The sequence below is a fragment of the Herbiconiux sp. J20-20 genome (assembly GCF_057365085.1).
In genome coordinates, this window is record NZ_CP195122.1 from 365523 (window position 1) to 383712 (window position 18190).

Genomic DNA, 18190 nt, shown 5'->3' on the forward strand with positions numbered 1-18190 from the left:
AATGCCCGTTCCGCTCCGCCTCATCTTCGCCGGTAGCCCGGCCGCCGCCGTGCCGAGCCTGGAGGCGCTCATCGCGGGCCCGCACGACGTGGTCGCGGTCGTGACCCGGGAGGATTCGCCCCAGGGCCGCAAGCGGGTGCTGACGCCGACCCCCGTCGCCGAACTCGCCGAGCGCGAGGGCATCCCGGTGATCCGCGCGAACCGGATGGGGCCGGTGACCGAGCAGCTCGCGGCCCTCGACGCCGATCTCGGCGTCATCGTCGCCTACGGCGGCCTGATCCGCGAGCCGCTGCTCAGCGCTCCTCGGCACGGCTGGATCAACCTGCACTTCTCGCTCCTGCCGAAGTGGCGCGGCGCGGCGCCGGTTCAGCGCGCGATCATGGCCGGTGACACCACCACGGGAACCGCGGTCTTCCAGCTCGTCGAGGAGCTCGACGCGGGCCCGGTGTTCGCCATCGAGTCGGTGCCGATCACACCGCTGCAGACGGCGGGGCACGTGCTCGAGGCTCTCGCGCTCTCCGGCGCGCGCCAGCTCGCGAGAGTCGTCGACGACCTCGCCTCCGGACGCGCGCAGGCGACGGAGCAGACCGGCGAGCCGAGCGCGGCGCCCAAGCTCCGGCTGGAGGATGGCCGCATCGACTGGAGTCGCCCCGCCGACCTCGTGAGTGCGCACATCCGCGGCGTCACCCCGGAGCCGGGCGCCTTCACCGAGATCGGCGGCGACCGGGTCAAGGTGCTCGAGATCGCGCCGGCGCGCGACGCGGTGCGGTTCGCGCCGGGCGCGCTCGCCAGTGTCGGCTCCGCCGTGCTCGTCGGCACCGCGACCGATCCGATCGAGCTGGTGCGGATTCAGCCCGCCGGCAAGAAGCCCATGCGCGCCGCCGACTGGTGGCGAGGTCGCCCCGTCGACGCCGAGGCGGTGGCCTCATGACCGAGATGAGAACCGGGGCGAAGCGCCCCCGCCCGACGCGCGCCTCCAGCTCGCGCCGCGTCGCCTACGACGTGATCGCCGCGGTGCGGGAGAGCGATGCCTACGCCAACCTGCTGCTGCCGGTGCGTCTCGCCGAGGCGGGCCTCGACGCGGCCGACTCGGCGCTGGCCACCGAGCTGACCTACGGAACCCTGCGAGGGCTGGGCCGCTATGACCGCGTCATCGAGCTGGCAGCCGGTCGCCCGACTCACCGGATCGATGCCGAGGTGCTCGACGTGCTGCGGCTCGGCGTGCACCAGCTGCTCTCGACCCGCATTCCGCCGCACGCCGCCGTGGATGAGTCCGTGCAGCTGACCGTCGCCCTCGGTCGCCGCTCGGCGAGCGGCTTCGTGAACGGAGTGTTGCGCTCGATCGCTCGGAAGCCGGCGGAGGACTGGTTCGCCGACACGCTCGCGGGGCTGACCGGTGACGCGCGGCTCGCGATGGAGCACGCCCACCCGCGCTGGATCGTGGAAGCGTTCCGCGCCGCGCTCGGAGCGGAGAACCGCACCGACGAGCTCGATGAGCTCCTGCACGCCGACAACCTGCCCCCCGCAGTGAGCCTGGTGGCGCTGCCGGGCCTCGCCGAGCCCGCCGAGGTCGGTCGGGCCGGGGGAGTCTCTCCGGTTGCCGTCCGCTCTCCGGGCGGCGATCCGCGCTCCGTCCCGCTGGTCGCGAGCGGACGGGTGCGCGTGCAGGACGAGGGCTCACAGCTGGCGGCCCTGGCCCTCAGCCGGGCGCGTCCGGTGCGCGCGGGGGAGCGCTGGCTCGACCTGTGCGCCGGCCCCGGCGGCAAGGCCGCGCTGCTCGCCGCCGAGGCACAGCGAACCGGCGCCGAGCTCGTCGCCAACGAACTGGTCCCGGCGCGCGCGGGCCTCGTCCGCAACGCGCTGAGCGTGTTCGATGCGCCGCCGGTCGTGCTCGAGGGCGACGGCACTCGGTTCGGCACGGGCACCGGCGCCGAGGCCGCGGGGCGCTACGACCGGATCCTGCTTGACGCGCCCTGCACCGGACTCGGCGCCCTGCGCCGCCGCCCCGAGGCGCGCTGGCGCAAGCAGCGCAGCGATGTGGCCGAGCTCGCGCCGCTGCAGGCGAGCCTCCTGGACGCCGCGATCACGTCGCTGGCGCCCGGTGGTCTGCTCGCCTACGTGACCTGCTCGCCGCACCTCGCCGAGACGCGCGACACGGTCGCAGCGGCGCTCGAACGCCACCCCGGACTCCGTGCGGTCGACACCCCCGCGGTGGTCTCGGAGATCGCCACCAGCGAATTGGAGCTGCCGCCGGGCACCGCCGTGCAGCTCTGGCCGCACCGCCACGGCACCGACGCCATGTTCATCCAGCTTCTGACTACGCTCGAGTCGTGACCGTGCGCATCCAGCCGAGCATCCTGTCGGCCGACTTCGTCAACCTGCAGTCCGAGATCGAGCGGATCGGCGCCGCGGACGGCGTCCACGTCGACGTCATGGACAACCACTTCGTGCCGAATCTGACGTTCGGGCCGCAGATGGTCGGACGCATCCAGGACGTCTCGGCGCTCCCGCTCGACGTGCACCTGATGATCACCGACGTGGATCGCTGGGCGCCCGGTTACGCGGAGCTCGGCTGCTTCTCGATCACCTTCCACGCGGAGGCGACCGAGAACCCGGTGGCGCTCGCGCGCCGGATCCGCGAGATCGGGCCCCGCGTCGGCCTGGCTGTGAAGCCCGGGACGGCGATCGAGCCCTACCTGGAGCTGCTGCCCGAGTTCGACCAGATCCTGGTGATGACCGTCGAGCCCGGCTTCGGTGGACAGAGCTTCATGGCTGACATGATGCCGAAGCTGCGCCTGCTGCGCGCCGAGGCCGCCCGGACCGGGTCCGCCGTGTGGCTGCAGGTCGACGGCGGCATCGCGCTTGACACGATCGGCATCGCCGCCGAGGCCGGCGCTGACACCTTCGTCGCCGGGTCGAGCGTCTACGGTGCCGCCGACGTCGAGACCGCGATCGAGGAGTTGCGCGCCGCGGCCACGGGACATTCGCACGTCTGATTGACTGTTCTCATGAGCAACAAGACGAAGCCCGAGATCGAACCGACCCTCGGCGATGCGCCCACCGAACTCGTGATCACCGACCTCGAGGTGGGTGACGGAGCCGAGGCGACGCCCGGCGCGAACGTCGACGTCCACTACGTCGGTGTCGACTTCGAGACCGGCGAGCAGTTCGACGCCAGCTGGGACCGCGGCGCCTCGATCCAGTTCCCCCTCAACGGCCTCATCAAGGGCTGGCAGGACGGCATCCCCGGCATGAAGGTGGGCGGCCGTCGTCAGCTCATCTGCCCGCCGCAGTACGCCTACGGTCCCGTCGGCGGAGGGCACCGGCTCTCGGGTCGCACCCTCGTCTTCGTGATCGACCTCCTCGCCGTCGGATAAGCCTCCGCGCGCCGGTACCCTGGAGGCGTGAAGACTTTCGACTCGCTCTACGCGGAACTCGCCGAGAAGGCCGCGACGCGCCCCGCTGGCTCGGGCACGGTCGCGGAACTCGAGGCGGGTGTCCACGCGATCGGCAAGAAGATCGTGGAAGAGGCCGCCGAGGTGTGGATGGCCGCCGAGTACCAGAGCGACGCCGAGACCGCGGAAGAGATTTCGCAGCTCCTGTACCACCTCCAGGTGCTCATGCTCGCGAAGGGCCTGAGCCTCGAGGACGTCTACCGACATCTGTGAACGTCGCCCAGGCCGTCACGTTCACCACCAGAAAGCAGAATCATGCTGAGAATCGCGGTGCCCAATAAGGGATCGCTCTCGGAGACCGCCGTCGAGATGCTTCGCGAGGCGGGCTACGCCACCCGGCGCGACCCCAAAGAGCTCATCGTCGCAGACCCGCGCAACAACGTCGAGTTCTTCTACCTGCGTCCGCGCGACATCGCGACCTACGTCGGCTCCGGCGCGCTCGATGTCGGCGTCACCGGCCGCGATCTGCTGCTGGACTCGCAGTCGCCGGCCGTCGAGATCGATGAGCTCGACTTCGGCGCCTCCACGTTCCGGTTCGCTGGCCCGGTGGGCCGCTTCAGCGAACTGAGCGATCTCGCCGGGCTGCGGGTGGCGACGAGCTACGACGCACTGGTGCGAGACTTCCTCGCCTCGCACCACGTCGAGGCCGACGTCGTGCGACTCGACGGCGCCGTGGAGTCCGCGGTGCGCCTCGGCGTCGCGGATGCGGTGGCCGATGTGGTCGAGACCGGGTCGACCCTCAAGAAGCAGGGGCTGGAGATCTTCGGCCCGGTGATCCTCAAGTCGCAGGCGGTCCTGATCGCCGCGAACGATGAGGTCGCCGGCCTGCAGACGCTGCGCCGTCGCATCCAAGGCGTCATGGTCGCCCACCAGTACGTGCTGATGGACTACGACCTGCCGGCGGAACTGGTCGAGAAGGCGTCGGCCATCACCCCCGGGTTCGAGTCCCCGACCGTGTCGCCGCTGCGCGACACCGGCTGGGTCGCCGTGCGCGTCATGGTGCCGCGCGCCGAGACCAACCAGGTCATGGACGAGCTCTACAGCCTGGGTGCACGCGCAATTCTGGTCAGCTCCATTCACGCCGCGCGGATCTGACGATGCCCGACGCTGTGAGTCTCGGCGAGGTGACCCGGTGAGCGTCGCCACCCGCGTGATCCCATGCCTCGACGTGGCCGCCGGCCGCGTCGTGAAGGGCGTGAACTTCCTCAACCTGCGTGATGCGGGCGATCCGGTCGAACTGGCGAAGCGGTACTACGAGCAGGGCGCCGACGAGGTGACGTTCCTCGATGTCACCGCAACGGTCGAGGACCGCTCCACGATGTACGAGACGGTCACCGCGACCGCGGAGCAGGTCTTCATCCCGCTCACCGTCGGAGGCGGCGTGCGCTCGACGGAGGATGTCGGGCGGCTGCTCGGCTTCGGCGCCGACAAGGTCGGCGTGAACAGCGCCGCGATCGCGCGGCCCGAGCTGCTCGGCGAGATCGCCGATCGCTTCGGTGCGCAGGTGCTGGTGCTCTCGCTCGACGTGAAGCGCAGCGACCGCACCGCGAGCGGGTTCGTGGTGACGACGCACGGCGGGCGCACCGAGACCGACCTGGACGCGCTCGCCTGGGCGCGGGAGGCGATCGAGCGCGGTGCGGGCGAGCTGCTCGTGAACTCGATCGACGCCGACGGCACCAAGCAGGGCTTCGACCTCGAGATGGTGGCCGCGATGCGCGAGCTGAGCACCGTCCCGGTGATCGCCAGCGGGGGAGCGGGGGCGCTCGAGCACTTCGCCCCGGCGATCCAGGCGGGGGCGGATGCGGTGCTCGCCGCCTCCGTGTTCCACAACGCCGAGCTCACGGTGGGCCAGGTGAAGGACGCGCTGCGCGCAGAGGGAGTGGTGGTGCGATGAGCACGCTCGATGCGACAACCGTCAGCGAGGTCGTGGCGCGCGCACGCTTCGATGCGCAGGGTCTGCTCCCGGCCGTGGTGCAGCAGCACGACACCCGCGAGGTGCTCATGCTCGGCTACATGAACGCCGAGGCGCTGCGACGCACGCTCCTCGAAGGCCGCGTCACCTATTGGTCGCGCAGCCGCCAGGAGTACTGGCGCAAGGGGGACACCAGCGGCCACATTCAGCTGGTGCGCGGCGCCGCGCTGGACTGCGATGGCGATACCCTGCTGCTCCAGGTCGAACAGGTCGGCCCTGCCTGCCACACCGGCGCGCACGCCTGCTTCGACGTCGACCCGCTCGAGCCCGTTCTCGGAGAGACCGAATGACCACCACCACGCGCGCCGACTTCGACGGCTCGATCGCCGCGGGGCACCGCGTCGTTCCCGTCCTGCGCCGCCTCTTCGCTGATGGCGAGACGCCGGTCGGCGTCTACCGCAAGCTCGCCGAGGGCCGGCCGGGGACCTTCCTGCTGGAGTCCGCCGAGCAGGGCGGAATCTGGTCGCGGTACTCGTTCGTCGGCGTCGGCTCGCTCGGCGTGCTGACCCAGGACGGCGACCGCGCCGTCTGGCTCGACTACGGGATCTCGGCCGAGCGGGCACTCGGGGACGACGCGCCGACCGGCCCGCTGGACGCTCTGGCCCACCTGTACTCCCGGTGGTCGACGCCGCACGTGCTCGATCAGCCGCCGCTCACCGGCGGTCTCGTCGGCTTCGTCGGCTGGGAAGCGATCCGCCAGCTGGAGCGGCTGCCGAACCAGCCGCCCGCCGACTACGTCGTGCCGGGCCAGGCGCTGAGCTTCGTCTCGGAACTGGTGGTGCTCGATCACCGCACCGGAACCGCCACCCTGATCGCGACGGCGCTCAACGACGGTCTCGAGACAGCCGACGAGCTGTGGAGCGCCGCCCAGGAGCGCCTCGACGCGCTGCAGTCGGGCCTGGCAGCACCCACCGAGGCGTGGATCGGCGACGTCGATCTCAGCGCCGAGCCCGCGCCGATCGCGCGGGTTGCGGAGCAGGACTTTCTCGACGCGGTCGAGCGCTCCAAGGAGTACATCCGAGACGGCGACGTGTTCCAGGTCGTCATCTCGCAGCGCTTCGACCACGAGATCACCGCGACGCCGCTCGAGGTCTATCGGGTGCTGCGGATCCTCAACCCGAGCCCGTACATGTATCTGCTGGCACTCGAGTCGCCCGCCGGTGAGCCGTATTCGGTGGTCGGGAGCTCGCCCGAGGCGCTCGTCAAGGTCAAGGACGGCCGCGCCTTCACGCATCCGATCGCCGGCTCCCGGCCGCGCGGCGACACGCCGGAGCACGATGGCGAGCTCGCCGACGAGCTGCTGGCGGATCCGAAGGAGCAGGCCGAGCACCTGATGCTCGTCGACCTGGCGCGCAACGACCTCTCCAAGGTCTGTGTCGCCGGATCGGTCGATGTGACCGAGTTCATGCAGGTGGAGCGCTTCAGCCACATCATGCACCTGGTCTCGAGCGTCGAGGGCGACCTGCGCCCGGATGCGACCGCGATCGACGCGTTCCGCGCGACGTTCCCCGCGGGCACCCTCTCGGGCGCTCCGAAGCCCCGCGCGCTCGAGATCATCGACGAGTTGGAGGTCGCGCAGCGCGGCGTCTACGGCGGCGTCGTCGGGTACTTCGGTCTCGCCGGGGACGCGGATCTCGCCATCGCGATCCGCACGGCGACGATCGTCGGGGGACTCGCCCGCGTCCAGGCGGGTGCGGGGCTGGTGGCCGATTCCGATCCGGCCAGCGAGCACCTCGAGTCGCAGAACAAGGCCGCGGCACCGCTGCGCGCCGTGGCGATCGCCAACGCCCTGCGTCGCGCCGGCTCGTGATGGCGCGCCCCAAGTCGTTCCTGCTGACGGCGATCGTGCTGGCGGGCGCGGCGCTTCTGCTCGCCTGGTCGCAGGACTGGTTCCTCGTGACGATGTCGGGTGCGGCGCACCCGGTCGGCGGCGATGTCGCCGCGGGAGCCCTCGCGGCGCTCGCCCTGACGGCGTTCGCCCTGGTCGCCGCTCTTGCCCTCGCCGGGCCGGTCTTCCGCGTCGTGCTGGGAGTCCTAACGGCGCTCGTGGGCGGCACCGTGGTGCTGGTGGCCCTGTTCGTGCTCGCCGAGCCGATCGTGGCGGTCGCCCCCTACCTCAGCGAGCAGTCCGGCATCTCGGGCCTCGCCTCACTCACCGAGCTCGTCGACGGCATCGGCGCGACGGCCTGGCCGTGGGTCTCGGTCGTCGTCGGCGCGATTCTCGCTCTCGCAGGGATCGCGGTGATCGTGACCTCGCCGCGCTGGCCGAGTTCGGGCCGTCGGTTCTCTCGCGAACGCTTCGAGGCGGCAGACGGCGGCAGCGCCATCGACGAATGGGATGCCCTGAGCCACGGCGACGACCCCACTGATCCGCACGATCCGCACCGCGACGACCGCTAGACTCGTGACGCCGACACACCTTGAAGGAGCATCGCTGTGAGCAACGAACACGAGACGGGTCACGGACACTCGGTCGCCGCCTGGACTTCGGTTGTGGTGATGCTCGTCGCGATCACCGGAGGAACGATCGCGTTCTGGTTCGCCATCGTGTGGCTGGTCTGGGCTTTTGCCGGCCTGCTGCTGGTCGGTGCGCTCCTGTGGGGACTCCTGAACAAGCTCGGCTTCGGCGAGAAGGTTCACGAGTCCATCGAGAAGGTGCACTCCTAGAGTGCTCTCCGATCTCGTCGCCGGGGCCGTCGCGGACGCCTCGGAGCGGCGCGCGGCACGCAGTCTTTCTGTCGTCGAGGCGGAGGCGCTCGCTCGCCCCGCCGCGCTCGACGCTCTCGCTGCTCTCGCTCCTTCCGAGCGGGTGAAGATCATCGCCGAGGTCAAGCGCGCCAGTCCCTCGCGCGGCGCGCTGGCCGAGATCGCCGACCCGGCGTCACTCGCCGTGTCGTACCAGACCGGCGGTGCCAGTGCGATCAGCGTGCTGACCGAGGGTCGCCGGTTCCAGGGTTCGCTCGCCGACCTCGAGAACGTGCGCGCCGCGGTCGAGGTGCCGGTGCTGCGCAAGGACTTCATCGCCGAGCCGTATCAGGTGTTCGAGGCGCGGGCGGCGGGAGCCGACCTCGTGCTGCTGATCGTCGCGGCGCTCGACCAGGCGACGCTGCGCGAGCTGCACGACCTCATCGTCCAGCTGGGGATGACCCCGCTCGTCGAGACGCACTCCGCCGATGAGGTGGAGCGGGCGCTCGATGTCGGCGCCTCCCTGATCGGCGTCAACGCGCGCGACCTGAGCACCTTCGAACTGGATCGCGACCTCTTCGGTCGCCTCGCCGATCGCATTCCGTCGGGCGTCGTGCGGGTGGCCGAGTCGGCCGTGCTCGCCCCCGACGATGTCACCCACTACCGCTCGGCGGGCGCCGATGTCGTTCTCATCGGCGAAGCCCTCGTGCGCGGAGACGACCCGGTCTCCACCCTCGAGGCGTTCCTCGCGGCCGGATCACACGGAGCAGAATCATGAGCCTGCGGGACCAGCCCGGCCCCTTCTTCGGTGACTTCGGAGGGCGCTTCATGCCCGAGTCGCTGATCGCGGCGATCGATGAGCTTGCGGCCGCCTACGAGGCCGCCAAGGCCGACCCGGCCTTCCACGCCGAGCTCGCCGAGCTGCACCGCACCTACACGGGCCGCCCCTCGATCATCACCGAGGTGCCCCGCTTCGCCGAGCATGCCGGCGGCGCGCGCATCATCCTGAAGCGCGAAGACCTCAACCACACCGGTTCGCACAAGATCAACAACGTGCTCGGCCAGGCGCTGCTCACCCGGCGCATCGGCAAGTCCCGCGTGATCGCCGAGACCGGGGCCGGTCAGCACGGCGTCGCGACCGCGACGGCGGCGGCGCTGTTCGGGCTCGAGTGCACGATCTTCATGGGCGAGGTCGACACGCAGCGTCAGGCCCTCAATGTGGCCCGCATGCGGCTCCTCGGCGCCGAGGTCGTCTCGGTCACGACCGGCTCGCGCACGCTGAAGGACGCGATCAACGAGGCCTACCGCGAGTGGGTGACCAGCGTCGAGACGACGAACTATGTCTTCGGCACCGCCGCGGGACCGCACCCGTTCCCCGCGATGGTGCGCGACTTCCAGAAGATCATCGGCGAGGAGGCGCGCGAGCAGGTGCTCGCGCTCACCGGCCGACTTCCGGATGCGGTCGCCGCGTGCGTCGGCGGCGGTTCGAACGCGATCGGCATCTTCCACGCCTTCCTGGATGACGCCGACGTGAAGCTCTACGGCTTCGAGGCCGCCGGCGACGGGGTCGACACCGAGCGGCACGCAGCCTCGATCGAGCGCGGACGCCCGGGCATCCTGCACGGCGCCCGCAGCTACCTGCTGCAGGACGAGGACGGCCAGACGATCGAGTCGCACTCGATCTCGGCGGGACTCGACTACCCCGGGGTCGGCCCGGAGCACGCCTTCCTCGCGGATGCGGGACGCGCCGAGTACCTTCCCGCGACCGACACCGAGGCGATGGAGGCGCTGCGGCTGCTCAGCCGCACCGAGGGCATCATTCCGGCGATCGAATCCGCCCACGCCCTCGCCGGCGCGCTCCGGCTCGGCCGCGAGCTCGGCCCGGACGCGATCATCCTGGTGAACCTCTCCGGTCGCGGCGACAAGGATGTGGCGACCGCAGGGGAGTGGTTCGGTCTGTTCGATGAGGGAGCGGTGCAGTCATGAGTGCGACCCCGCTGTCGGTGGGCACCCGGATCGAGGAGCGACGCGTCGAGGGCCGTGGCGTCCTCGTCGGCTACCTGCCGGTCGGATTCCCTGACCTGGCGACCAGCATCGACGCCGCGGTGGCGCTCGTCGAGAACGGCGTCGACGCGATCGAGCTGGGACTGCCCTACTCGGACCCCGTCATGGACGGCATCGCGATCCAGCAGGCAACGCAGACCGCCCTGGCGGCCGGCTTCCGCATCCGCGACGTGTTCACCGCCGTCGAGGCGGTCCGCTCGCGGGTGGATGCCCCGGTGCTCGTCATGACGTATTGGAATCCGGTCGTGCAGTACGGCGCCGATCGGTTCGCCGACCAGCTGCGCGACGCCGGCGGCGCCGGGCTGATCACGCCCGACATCACCCCGGACTCGGCCGCGGAGTGGATCGCCACGAGCGACCGGACGGGTCTTGACCGCGTGTTTCTCGCCGCCCCGTCCTCGACCGACGAGCGCCTGAAGCTCACCGTCGAGAACTCGCGCGGCTTCGTCTACGCGGTCTCCACGATGGGCATCACGGGTGCTCGTGCGGACGTCGCGGCCTCGGCCCGCACCCTGGTCGACCGGCTGCGGGCGGCCGGGGCCGAGAACACCTGCGTCGGCATCGGCATCTCGCGCGGCGACCAGGTCGCCGAGGTGCTCGAGTACGCCGACGGCGCCATCGTGGGGTCTGCGCTCGTGACGGCCCTCGCCGAGCGGGGTGTGGCGGGTGTCGCTGCCACCGCCGCCGAGCTGGCGACCGGGCTCCGCCCGGGCACGTCCATCCCGCAAGCTCACTAGACTCGACCCCGGCGCTTCGCGCCTCCGTTCCTCGCCGAAAGGTCTGCCGTGTTCCCGCTGAGTATTCCGAGCCCGCCGTCTGATTGGCGCTACTTCGATCTCGGTGCGTGGCTCGCGTCCTTCCTGCCGTTCGTGCCGGAGGACTTCTCGCTGCGCATCCACGCGTACGCGATCCTGATCCTGATCGGCATCTTCGCGGCCGTCGTGCTCACCAACCACCGCCTCACCAAGCGCGGGGGTGAGCCGTGGATCATCATCGACATCTCGCTGTGGGCGGTCGTCTTCGGCATCGTGTTCGCGCGGCTGTACCACGTGGTCACCCACCCCGGCGACTACTTCGGCGAGGGCAAGGACCCGTGGGAGATCGTCCAGATCTGGGACGGCGGCAACGCCATCTTCGGCGCGCTCATCGGCGGTGCGATCGGCATCGCGATCGCCTGCCGGATGACCGGCCTGCGCTTCTGGAGCGTCGCGGATGCCCTGGCTCCGGGTCTGCTGCTCGCCCAGGCGATCGGACGCCTCGGCAACTACATGAACCAGGAGCTGTTCGGGCTCCCGACCGACCTGCCGTGGGGCCTGGAGATCGATCGGCCGAACTCGGCGATCCCGGTCGGCATTCCCGACGACGCGCTGTTCCACCCGACTTTCCTGTACGAGCTGCTCTGGAACCTCGCCGGGGTGGCCGTGATCCTGCTCATCGAGAACCGCGTCCGGTTCGTCGCGGGTCAGAAGCTGCCCGAGTTCGAGCGCCGTGCCGACTGGCAGTGGGGCAAGGTGCTCGGTCTGTACCTGATCTGGTACGGCATCGGCCGCACCTGGTTCGAGTCGATCCGTCTCGACCCGAGTGAGACCTTCCTCGGCGTTCGATCGAACGTCTGGGCGGCTCTTGCCGGCATCGTGATCGGCCTGTTCATCATCCTCTACCAGTCGCGCAACCACCGCGGTGTGGAGCCGAGCGTCTACGCTCCCGGCCGCGAGTGGTCGCCGTCGACTGCGATAGACTCCGAAGACACCTACTCGGAGGCCGACGACATCGACGGCGCTCCTGGGGACGTGGATGAGGCACCCGCCACAAGTGGGAGCGCCCGCCGCTCGCAGTAAGAGCACCACGTCGACAGGTCGGACTCCGCACCCTGGCGGCCCGGCACCCCTCCACCTGTTGGGCCAGCGACGTCCCACCACCAGCACCATCGTGAGGACGGTACTCATGGCGCCACGCAGCCCTTTCAGCTCTTTTTCCCGCGTTCCCGCAGCGCAGGGTCTCTACAACCCGCGCAGTGAGCGCGACGCGTGCGGACTCGCGATGGTGGCGACGCTGCGCGGCACCGCGGGGCACGACATCGTCCAGAACGCGCTCGACGCGCTGCGTCACCTCGAGCACCGCGGTGCGGTCGGCTCGGATGCGGGCACCGGCGACGGCGCGGGCATCATCACCCAGATCCCGGACGAGTTCCTGCGCGCCGTCGTGCCGTTCGAGCTGCCCTCCGTCGGCCGCTACGCGGTCGGCATGGCCTTCCTGCCGCTCGACGAGGACGAGCGGGCCGAGCAGAAGGCGGGAATCGAGAGCATCGCGCGTGCCGAAGGCCTCACGGTGCTCGGCTGGCGTGAGGTCCCCACCGACCCGACGCACCTCGGAAACCTGGCCCGCGAGGCGGCGCCGGCGTTCGAGCAGCTGTTCCTCGCCGACGACGTCACCGACGCCGACGCGACGCCGCGTGAGGGCATCCACCTCGACCGGATCACGTTCCGCGTGCGCAAGCGCGCCGAGCGGGAGCTCGGGGCGTACCTGCCGTCGCTGTCGAGCCGCACGCTCGTCTACAAGGGCATGGTGACGACGCTCCAGCTGGAGCCGTTCTACCCCGACCTCTCCGACGAGCGCTTCGCGACGAAGCTCGCGCTCGTGCACTCCCGCTACTCGACGAACACCTTCCCGTCGTGGCCGCTCGCGCAGCCGTTCCGCATGATCGCGCACAACGGCGAGATCAACACGGTGCAGGGGAACCGCAACTGGATGCGGGCGCGCCAGTCGCAGCTCGAGTCCGAGGTGCTCGGCGACCTGCGCCCGGTGTTCCCGATCGTGAGCGACGCCGCGAGCGACTCGGCCTCCTTCGACGAGACCGTCGAACTGCTCGAACTCGCCGGCCGGCCGCTGCCGCACGCGATCATGATGATGGTCCCGGAGGCGTGGGAGAACCAGGTCGACATCGACCCCACCCGGCGCGCGTTCTACGAGTTCCACTCCATGCTGATGGAGCCGTGGGACGGCCCCGCCGCGCTCGTCTTCACCGACGGATCGCTCGTCGGCGCCACGCTCGACCGCAACGGCCTGCGCCCCGGCCGCTTCCTCGTCACCGACGACGGCCTCGTGGTGCTCGCGAGCGAGATCGGCGTGCTCGACTTCCCGGCGCACAAGATCGTCCGCAAGGGCCGTCTGCGTCCCGGTCGCATGTTCCTGGTCGACACGGCCGAGGGCCGCATCGTCGAGGACGACGAGATCAAGGCCGAGCTCGCCGCCTCCGGCCCGTGGCAGGAGTGGCTCGACGAGGGCCGCATCAACCTCGCCGACCTGCCCGAGCGTGAGCACATCACGCACACGCCCGCCTCGGTCAGCCGCCGCCAGCGCACCTTCGGATACACCGAAGAAGAGGTGCGCATCATGATCACGCCGATGGCGCAGAACGGCGTCGAGCCGCTCGGTGCGATGGGATCCGACACCCCGATCGCCGTGCTGAGCGACCGCCCGCGTCTGCTCTTCGACTACTTCACCCAGGCCTTCGCCCAGGTGACCAACCCGCCACTGGACTCGATCCGCGAAGAGGTCGTCACCTCGATGAAGCTGGGGCTCGGGCCAGAGCGCAACCTGCTCGACGCGACGCCGGAGCACGCGCGCCAGATCGTGCTCGACTTCCCGGTGATCGACAACGACGAGCTCGCGAAGATCCAGCACTTCGAGACCCGCAGCGGACGGCGCCCGGCGCACATCATCCGCGGCCTCTACCGCGTCGACGACGGCGCCGAGGGTCTCGCCCAGCGCCTGCAGGAGATGTGCGACGAGGCCGACGAGGCGATCGAGGCGGGGGCGCAGTTCCTGGTGCTCAGCGACCGCGACTCGACGCGCGATCTGGCACCGATCCCGTCGCTGCTGATGCTCGCCGCCGTGCACCATCACCTGATCCGTCAAGAGACGCGCATGAAGGTCGGCATCGTCGTCGAGGCCGGTGACGTGCGCGAGGTGCACCACATCGCCCTCCTCATCGGCTACGGCGCGAGCGCGATCAACCCGTACCTCGCAATGGAGACCGCCGAGCGGCTCGTGATCAGCGGCATGATCCAGGGACTGACCACCGAGAAGGCGCAGAAGAACCTGATCAAGGCGCTCGGCAAGGGCGTGCTGAAGATCATGTCCAAGATGGGCATCTCGGTCGTCGGCTCGTATGCCGGCGCCCAGGCCTTCGAGGCGGTCGGACTCAGCCAGGAGTTCGTCGACCAGTACTTCACCGGCACCACCTCGCTGCTCGGCGGCGTCGGCATCGACGTCATCGCGAGCGAGAACGCGGCCCGGCACAAGGCCGCCTACCCGGATGACTCCGCCGCGCTCGCGCACGAACGCCTCGATGTGGGCGGCGAGTACCAGTGGCGCCGCGAGGGCCCGCCGCACCTGTTCAACCCGGAGACGGTGTTCCGTCTGCAGCACTCCACGCGGACCAAGCGCTACGACATCTACCGCGAGTACACCCGCATGGTGGACGAGCAGGCCGAGAGCCTGAAGACGCTGCGCGGCCTGTTCACGTTCAAGGAGGGCGTGCGCCCGCCGGTTCCGCTCGATGAGGTCGAGTCGGTCGCCTCGATCGTGTCGCGCTTCAACACGGGGGCGATGAGCTACGGCTCGATCTCGCAGGAGGCCCACGAGACGCTCGCGATCGCGATGAACCGCCTCGGCGGCCGTTCCAACACGGGCGAGGGCGGCGAAGACGTGGAGCGTCTTCTCGACCCCGAGCGTCGCAGCGCGATCAAGCAGGTGGCGAGCGGACGCTTCGGTGTCACGAGCATGTACCTGACGCACGCGACCGACATCCAGATCAAGATGGCGCAGGGCGCCAAGCCGGGAGAGGGCGGCCAGCTGCCGCCCACGAAGGTGTACCCCTGGGTGGCGCGCACCCGTCACGCGACCGCGGGCGTGGGGCTGATCTCGCCGCCGCCGCACCACGACATCTATTCGATCGAGGACCTCAAGCAGCTGATCTTCGACCTCAAGCGGGCGAACCCTGAGGCGCGCGTGCACGTCAAGCTCGTCTCGCAGTCGGGCATCGGCGCGGTCGCGGCGGGCGTGACGAAGGCTCTCGCTGACGTCGTGCTCGTCTCGGGCCACGACGGCGGCACCGGCGCGAGCCCCCTGAACTCGCTCAAGCACGCGGGCACGCCCTGGGAGATCGGCCTCGCCGAGACCCAGCAGACGCTCATGCTCAACGGCATGCGCGATCGTGTCGTCGTGCAGGTGGACGGTCAGATGAAGACCGGGCGCGACGTCGTGATCGCGGCGCTGCTGGGCGCGGAGGAGTACGGCTTCGCGACCGCTCCGCTCGTCGTCAGCGGCTGCATCATGATGCGCGTGTGCCACCTCGACACCTGCCCGGTCGGCGTCGCAACCCAGAACCCGGAGCTTCGGGCGCGCTACACCGGCAAGCCCGAGTTCGTCGAGACCTTCTTCGAGTTCCTGGCCCAGGAGGTGCGCGAGTACCTCGCCGAGCTCGGCTTCCGCTCGCTCGATGAGGCGATCGGCCACGCCGAGCTGCTCGACGTCGACCGCGCGGTCAACCACTGGAAGGCCGACGGCCTCGACCTCACGCCGGTGCTCGTGGGCCCGGCATTCGCCGAGGACGAGCCGCGTGCGCACCGCCGCAACCAGGAGCACGAGCTCGAGGACCACTTCGACCAGGAGCTGATCCGTCACAGCACCGCCGCGCTCGAGCGCGGCGAGCACGTGGCGCTCGAGTACGCGATCAAGAACACCGAACGGGCCGTCGGAACGATGCTCGGCCACGAGGTCACGAAGCGCTACGGCGAGCACGGGCTTCCGGAGGGCACCATCGAGGTCGTGCTGCGCGGCTCCGCGGGGCAGTCGCTCGGGGCATTCGTGCCGCACGGCATCACGCTGCGCCTCGAGGGCGACAGCAACGACTACGTCGGCAAGGGTCTCTCCGGTGGACGCATCGTGGTGCGCCCGCCGCGCGACGCGGTGCTCGCCGCCGAGCGCAACGTCATCGCCGGCAACGTGATCGGCTACGGCGCCACGCAGGGCAGCATGTTCATCCGCGGCGTCGTGGGCGAGCGCTTCCTGGTGCGCAATTCGGGAGCGACGGCCGTCGTCGAAGGCGTGGGCGACCACGCGCTCGAATACATGACGGGCGGCCTCGCGGTCATCCTCGGCAGCACGGGGCGCAACCTCGGCGCGGGGATGTCGGGCGGCACGGCCTACGTCTACGACCTGAAGCCCGAGCGCGTCAACCGCGACGCGATCGCCAGCGGCGAGCTGGAGCTGCACCCGCTGGACAGCGCCGACAAGGAGATCTTCGTCGACCTGCTTCGCCAGCACATCGACGAGACCGACTCGGCACTCGCCACGCGGCTCCTCGACGACATCGACGAGACGATCACCAAGTTCGTCAAGGTGGTGCCTCGCGACTACGCCGCGGTACTCAAGACACGACAGGCCGCCCTCGACGAGGGTCTCGACCCCGACGGCGACGTGACCTGGCAACGAATCCTGGAGGTGACCGGTGGCTGATCCCAAAGGGTTCTTGAAGACCCAGGAGCGCGAGCTCCCCAAGCGCCGACCCGTCCCGGTCCGCATCATGGACTGGAAAGAGGTCTACGAGAATCAGGACCCGGCGCAGCTGCGTCGGCAGGCGGGCCGCTGCATGGACTGCGGCGTTCCGTTCTGCCACGCCGGCTGCCCGCTCGGCAACCTGATTCCCGAGTGGAACGACCTCATGTGGCGCGGCGAGGGCCGCCAGGCGATCGAGCGCCTGCACGCGACGAACAACTTCCCCGAGTTCACCGGACGGCTGTGCCCGGCGCCCTGCGAGTCGAGCTGCGTGCTGGGCATCAACCAGCCCGCGGTCACCATCAAGCAGGTGGAGGTCTCGATCATCGACCAGGCGTTCTCGAACGGCTGGGTGACCCCGCATCCGCCCGAGCGCCTCACCGGCAAGACGGTCGCCGTCGTCGGCTCCGGCCCGGCGGGCCTCGCCGCGGCGCAGCAGCTCACGCGCGCCGGTCACACCGTCGCCGTCTACGAGCGCGACGACCGGATCGGCGGACTTCTGCGCTACGGGATCCCCGACTTCAAGATGGAGAAGCGCCAGATCGAGCTGCGGCTGGCCCAGATGCAGGCCGAAGGCACCCGCTTCCGCGCCGGCGTCGAGATCGGCCGCGACATCTCGTGGGAGGACCTGCGCACCCGCTACGACGCCGTCGTGGTCGCGACCGGCGCCACCGTCCCGCGCGACCTGCCGATTCCCGGCCGTGACGCGCTCGGCGTGCATTTCGCGATGGAGTACCTCGTTCAGCAGAACAAGGTCGTCGCGGGCGGCACGGTGCCCAACCAGATCACGGCCGAGGGCAAGCATGTCGTGGTCATCGGCGGTGGCGACACCGGAGCGGACTGCATCGGCACCGCGCACCGTCAGGGCGCCCTGAGCGTCACCAACCTCGCGATCGGCGTGCAGCCGCCCAACGAGCGCCCGGAGCACCAGCCGTGGCCGACGGATCCGACGCTGTTCGAGATCTCCAGCGCCCACGAAGAGGGCGGCGAGCGGGTCTTCCTCGCGTCGACGGTCGAGTTCCTGACCAACGACGCGGGCGAGGTGCGCGCGCTGCGCGTCGCCGAGACCGAGTACCTCGACGGTCGTCGCGTTCCGAAGTCGGGCACCGAGCGCGAGATCCCCGCCGATCTGGTGCTCATCGCGATGGGCTTCACCGGACCGGAGAAGGAATACCTCGCCGGACAGCTCGAGGTGCCCTTCGACGACCGCGGCAATGTCGTCCGCGACGACGACTACCAGACGACCCTCTCCGACGTGTTCGTCGCCGGGGACGCCGGTCGCGGGCAGTCGCTCATCGTGTGGGCCATCGCCGAGGGCCGTGCCGCGGCCGCCGCGGTGGACCGCTACCTTGAAGGGGAGACGCAGTTGCCCTCGCCCGTGCGTCCGCGCGATCGAGGGATCACGATCTGAGAACTCGGAGGGCGCACGAACGCTCTGCGGGACTTCGACTCC

The 18190-nt window shown here is 70.3% G+C and carries 17 protein-coding genes; all 17 read left to right on the top strand.

Going from position 1 to position 18190, the window contains the following annotated elements; translation table 11 throughout:
- Position 1 precedes the first annotated feature (1 nt).
- The 17 genes from fmt (at position 2) to ACR3ZA_RS01800 (ending at position 18148) form a co-directional block, all read left to right on the top strand.
- Positions 2-931 (top strand): methionyl-tRNA formyltransferase, encoded by a 930-nt coding sequence (gene fmt, locus ACR3ZA_RS01720; protein ID WP_473659528.1) that lies wholly within the window; start codon positions 2-4, stop codon positions 929-931.
- The gene (locus ACR3ZA_RS01725) at positions 928-2334 is read left to right on the top strand and encodes a transcription antitermination factor NusB (RefSeq protein WP_473659530.1); all 1407 of its coding nucleotides are present in this window, start codon (positions 928-930) and stop codon (positions 2332-2334) included. The genes fmt and ACR3ZA_RS01725 overlap by 4 nt, the downstream gene beginning before the upstream one ends.
- Entirely contained in the window at positions 2331-2996 is a 666-nt protein-coding gene (gene rpe / locus ACR3ZA_RS01730) for a ribulose-phosphate 3-epimerase (protein WP_473659532.1), read from the top strand. The genes ACR3ZA_RS01725 and rpe overlap by 4 nt, the downstream gene beginning before the upstream one ends.
- A 12-nt stretch (positions 2997-3008) precedes the next feature.
- Entirely contained in the window at positions 3009-3377 is a 369-nt protein-coding gene (locus ACR3ZA_RS01735) for an FKBP-type peptidyl-prolyl cis-trans isomerase (RefSeq protein WP_473659534.1), read from the top strand.
- 27 nt (positions 3378-3404) lie between these two features.
- Entirely contained in the window at positions 3405-3668 is a 264-nt protein-coding gene (locus ACR3ZA_RS01740; protein WP_473659536.1) for a phosphoribosyl-ATP diphosphatase, read from the top strand.
- Between the two features lie 42 nt (positions 3669-3710).
- Complete coding sequence (hisG, locus tag ACR3ZA_RS01745) at positions 3711-4550, top strand: ATP phosphoribosyltransferase (protein WP_473659538.1); 840 nt, start codon at positions 3711-3713, stop codon at positions 4548-4550.
- A 37-nt stretch (positions 4551-4587) separates the two neighbouring features.
- Positions 4588-5349 carry an imidazole glycerol phosphate synthase subunit HisF gene (gene hisF, locus ACR3ZA_RS01750; RefSeq protein WP_473659539.1) on the top strand — a complete coding sequence of 254 codons (762 nt, stop codon included), beginning with the start codon at positions 4588-4590 and terminating at the stop codon, positions 5347-5349.
- A complete protein-coding gene (hisI, locus tag ACR3ZA_RS01755) occupies positions 5346-5717 on the top strand; it encodes a phosphoribosyl-AMP cyclohydrolase (protein ID WP_473659541.1) in 372 nt (123 codons plus the stop codon). Before hisF ends, hisI begins: the two co-directional genes overlap by 4 nt.
- Positions 5714-7237 (top strand): anthranilate synthase component I, encoded by a 1524-nt coding sequence (locus ACR3ZA_RS01760; RefSeq protein ID WP_473659543.1) that lies wholly within the window; start codon positions 5714-5716, stop codon positions 7235-7237. The genes hisI and ACR3ZA_RS01760 overlap by 4 nt, the downstream gene beginning before the upstream one ends.
- Entirely contained in the window at positions 7237-7827 is a 591-nt protein-coding gene (locus ACR3ZA_RS01765) for a Trp biosynthesis-associated membrane protein (RefSeq protein ID WP_473659545.1), read from the top strand. Before ACR3ZA_RS01760 ends, ACR3ZA_RS01765 begins: the two co-directional genes overlap by 1 nt.
- A gap of 36 nt (positions 7828-7863) precedes the next feature.
- Positions 7864-8094 carry a DUF6704 family protein gene (locus ACR3ZA_RS01770; RefSeq protein ID WP_473659547.1) on the top strand — a complete coding sequence of 77 codons (231 nt, stop codon included), beginning with the start codon at positions 7864-7866 and terminating at the stop codon, positions 8092-8094.
- Position 8095: 1 nt separating this feature from the next.
- On the top strand, positions 8096-8890 hold the full coding sequence (gene trpC / locus ACR3ZA_RS01775) for an indole-3-glycerol phosphate synthase TrpC (protein ID WP_473659549.1): 795 nt from the start codon (positions 8096-8098) through the stop codon (positions 8888-8890).
- Positions 8887-10098 carry a tryptophan synthase subunit beta gene (gene trpB / locus ACR3ZA_RS01780; protein WP_473659551.1) on the top strand — a complete coding sequence of 404 codons (1212 nt, stop codon included), beginning with the start codon at positions 8887-8889 and terminating at the stop codon, positions 10096-10098. The genes trpC and trpB overlap by 4 nt, the downstream gene beginning before the upstream one ends.
- Positions 10095-10913, top strand: coding sequence for a tryptophan synthase subunit alpha (gene trpA / locus ACR3ZA_RS01785; RefSeq protein ID WP_473659553.1), 819 nt, complete (start codon positions 10095-10097; stop codon positions 10911-10913). Before trpB ends, trpA begins: the two co-directional genes overlap by 4 nt.
- A gap of 57 nt (positions 10914-10970) precedes the next feature.
- Entirely contained in the window at positions 10971-12014 is a 1044-nt protein-coding gene (lgt, locus tag ACR3ZA_RS01790; RefSeq protein WP_473662259.1) for a prolipoprotein diacylglyceryl transferase, read from the top strand.
- A gap of 106 nt (positions 12015-12120) precedes the next feature.
- Positions 12121-16698 (top strand): glutamate synthase large subunit, encoded by a 4578-nt coding sequence (gltB, locus tag ACR3ZA_RS01795; protein ID WP_473659555.1) that lies wholly within the window; start codon positions 12121-12123, stop codon positions 16696-16698.
- Positions 16691-18148, top strand: a complete 1458-nt coding sequence (locus tag ACR3ZA_RS01800; RefSeq protein WP_473659557.1) for a glutamate synthase small subunit — start codon at positions 16691-16693, stop codon at positions 18146-18148. The genes gltB and ACR3ZA_RS01800 overlap by 8 nt, the downstream gene beginning before the upstream one ends.
- Positions 18149-18190: the final 42 nt, after the last annotated feature.

Excerpts from the sequence above, each read along its gene's own strand:
- fmt (WP_473659528.1), top strand. The coding sequence starts at position 2 with ATGCCCGTTCCGCTCCGCCTCATCTTCGCCGGTAGCCCGGCCGCCGCC.
- ACR3ZA_RS01725 (WP_473659530.1), top strand. The coding sequence starts at position 928 with ATGACCGAGATGAGAACCGGGGCGAAGCGCCCCCGCCCGACGCGCGCC.
- ACR3ZA_RS01735 (WP_473659534.1), top strand. The coding sequence starts at position 3,009 with ATGAGCAACAAGACGAAGCCCGAGATCGAACCGACCCTCGGCGATGCG.
- hisG (WP_473659538.1), top strand. The coding sequence starts at position 3,711 with ATGCTGAGAATCGCGGTGCCCAATAAGGGATCGCTCTCGGAGACCGCC.
- hisI (WP_473659541.1), top strand. The coding sequence starts at position 5,346 with ATGAGCACGCTCGATGCGACAACCGTCAGCGAGGTCGTGGCGCGCGCA.
- ACR3ZA_RS01760 (WP_473659543.1), top strand. The coding sequence starts at position 5,714 with ATGACCACCACCACGCGCGCCGACTTCGACGGCTCGATCGCCGCGGGG.
- ACR3ZA_RS01765 (WP_473659545.1), top strand. The coding sequence starts at position 7,237 with ATGGCGCGCCCCAAGTCGTTCCTGCTGACGGCGATCGTGCTGGCGGGC.
- trpB (WP_473659551.1), top strand. The coding sequence starts at position 8,887 with ATGAGCCTGCGGGACCAGCCCGGCCCCTTCTTCGGTGACTTCGGAGGG.
- trpA (WP_473659553.1), top strand. The coding sequence starts at position 10,095 with ATGAGTGCGACCCCGCTGTCGGTGGGCACCCGGATCGAGGAGCGACGC.
- gltB (WP_473659555.1), top strand. The coding sequence starts at position 12,121 with ATGGCGCCACGCAGCCCTTTCAGCTCTTTTTCCCGCGTTCCCGCAGCG.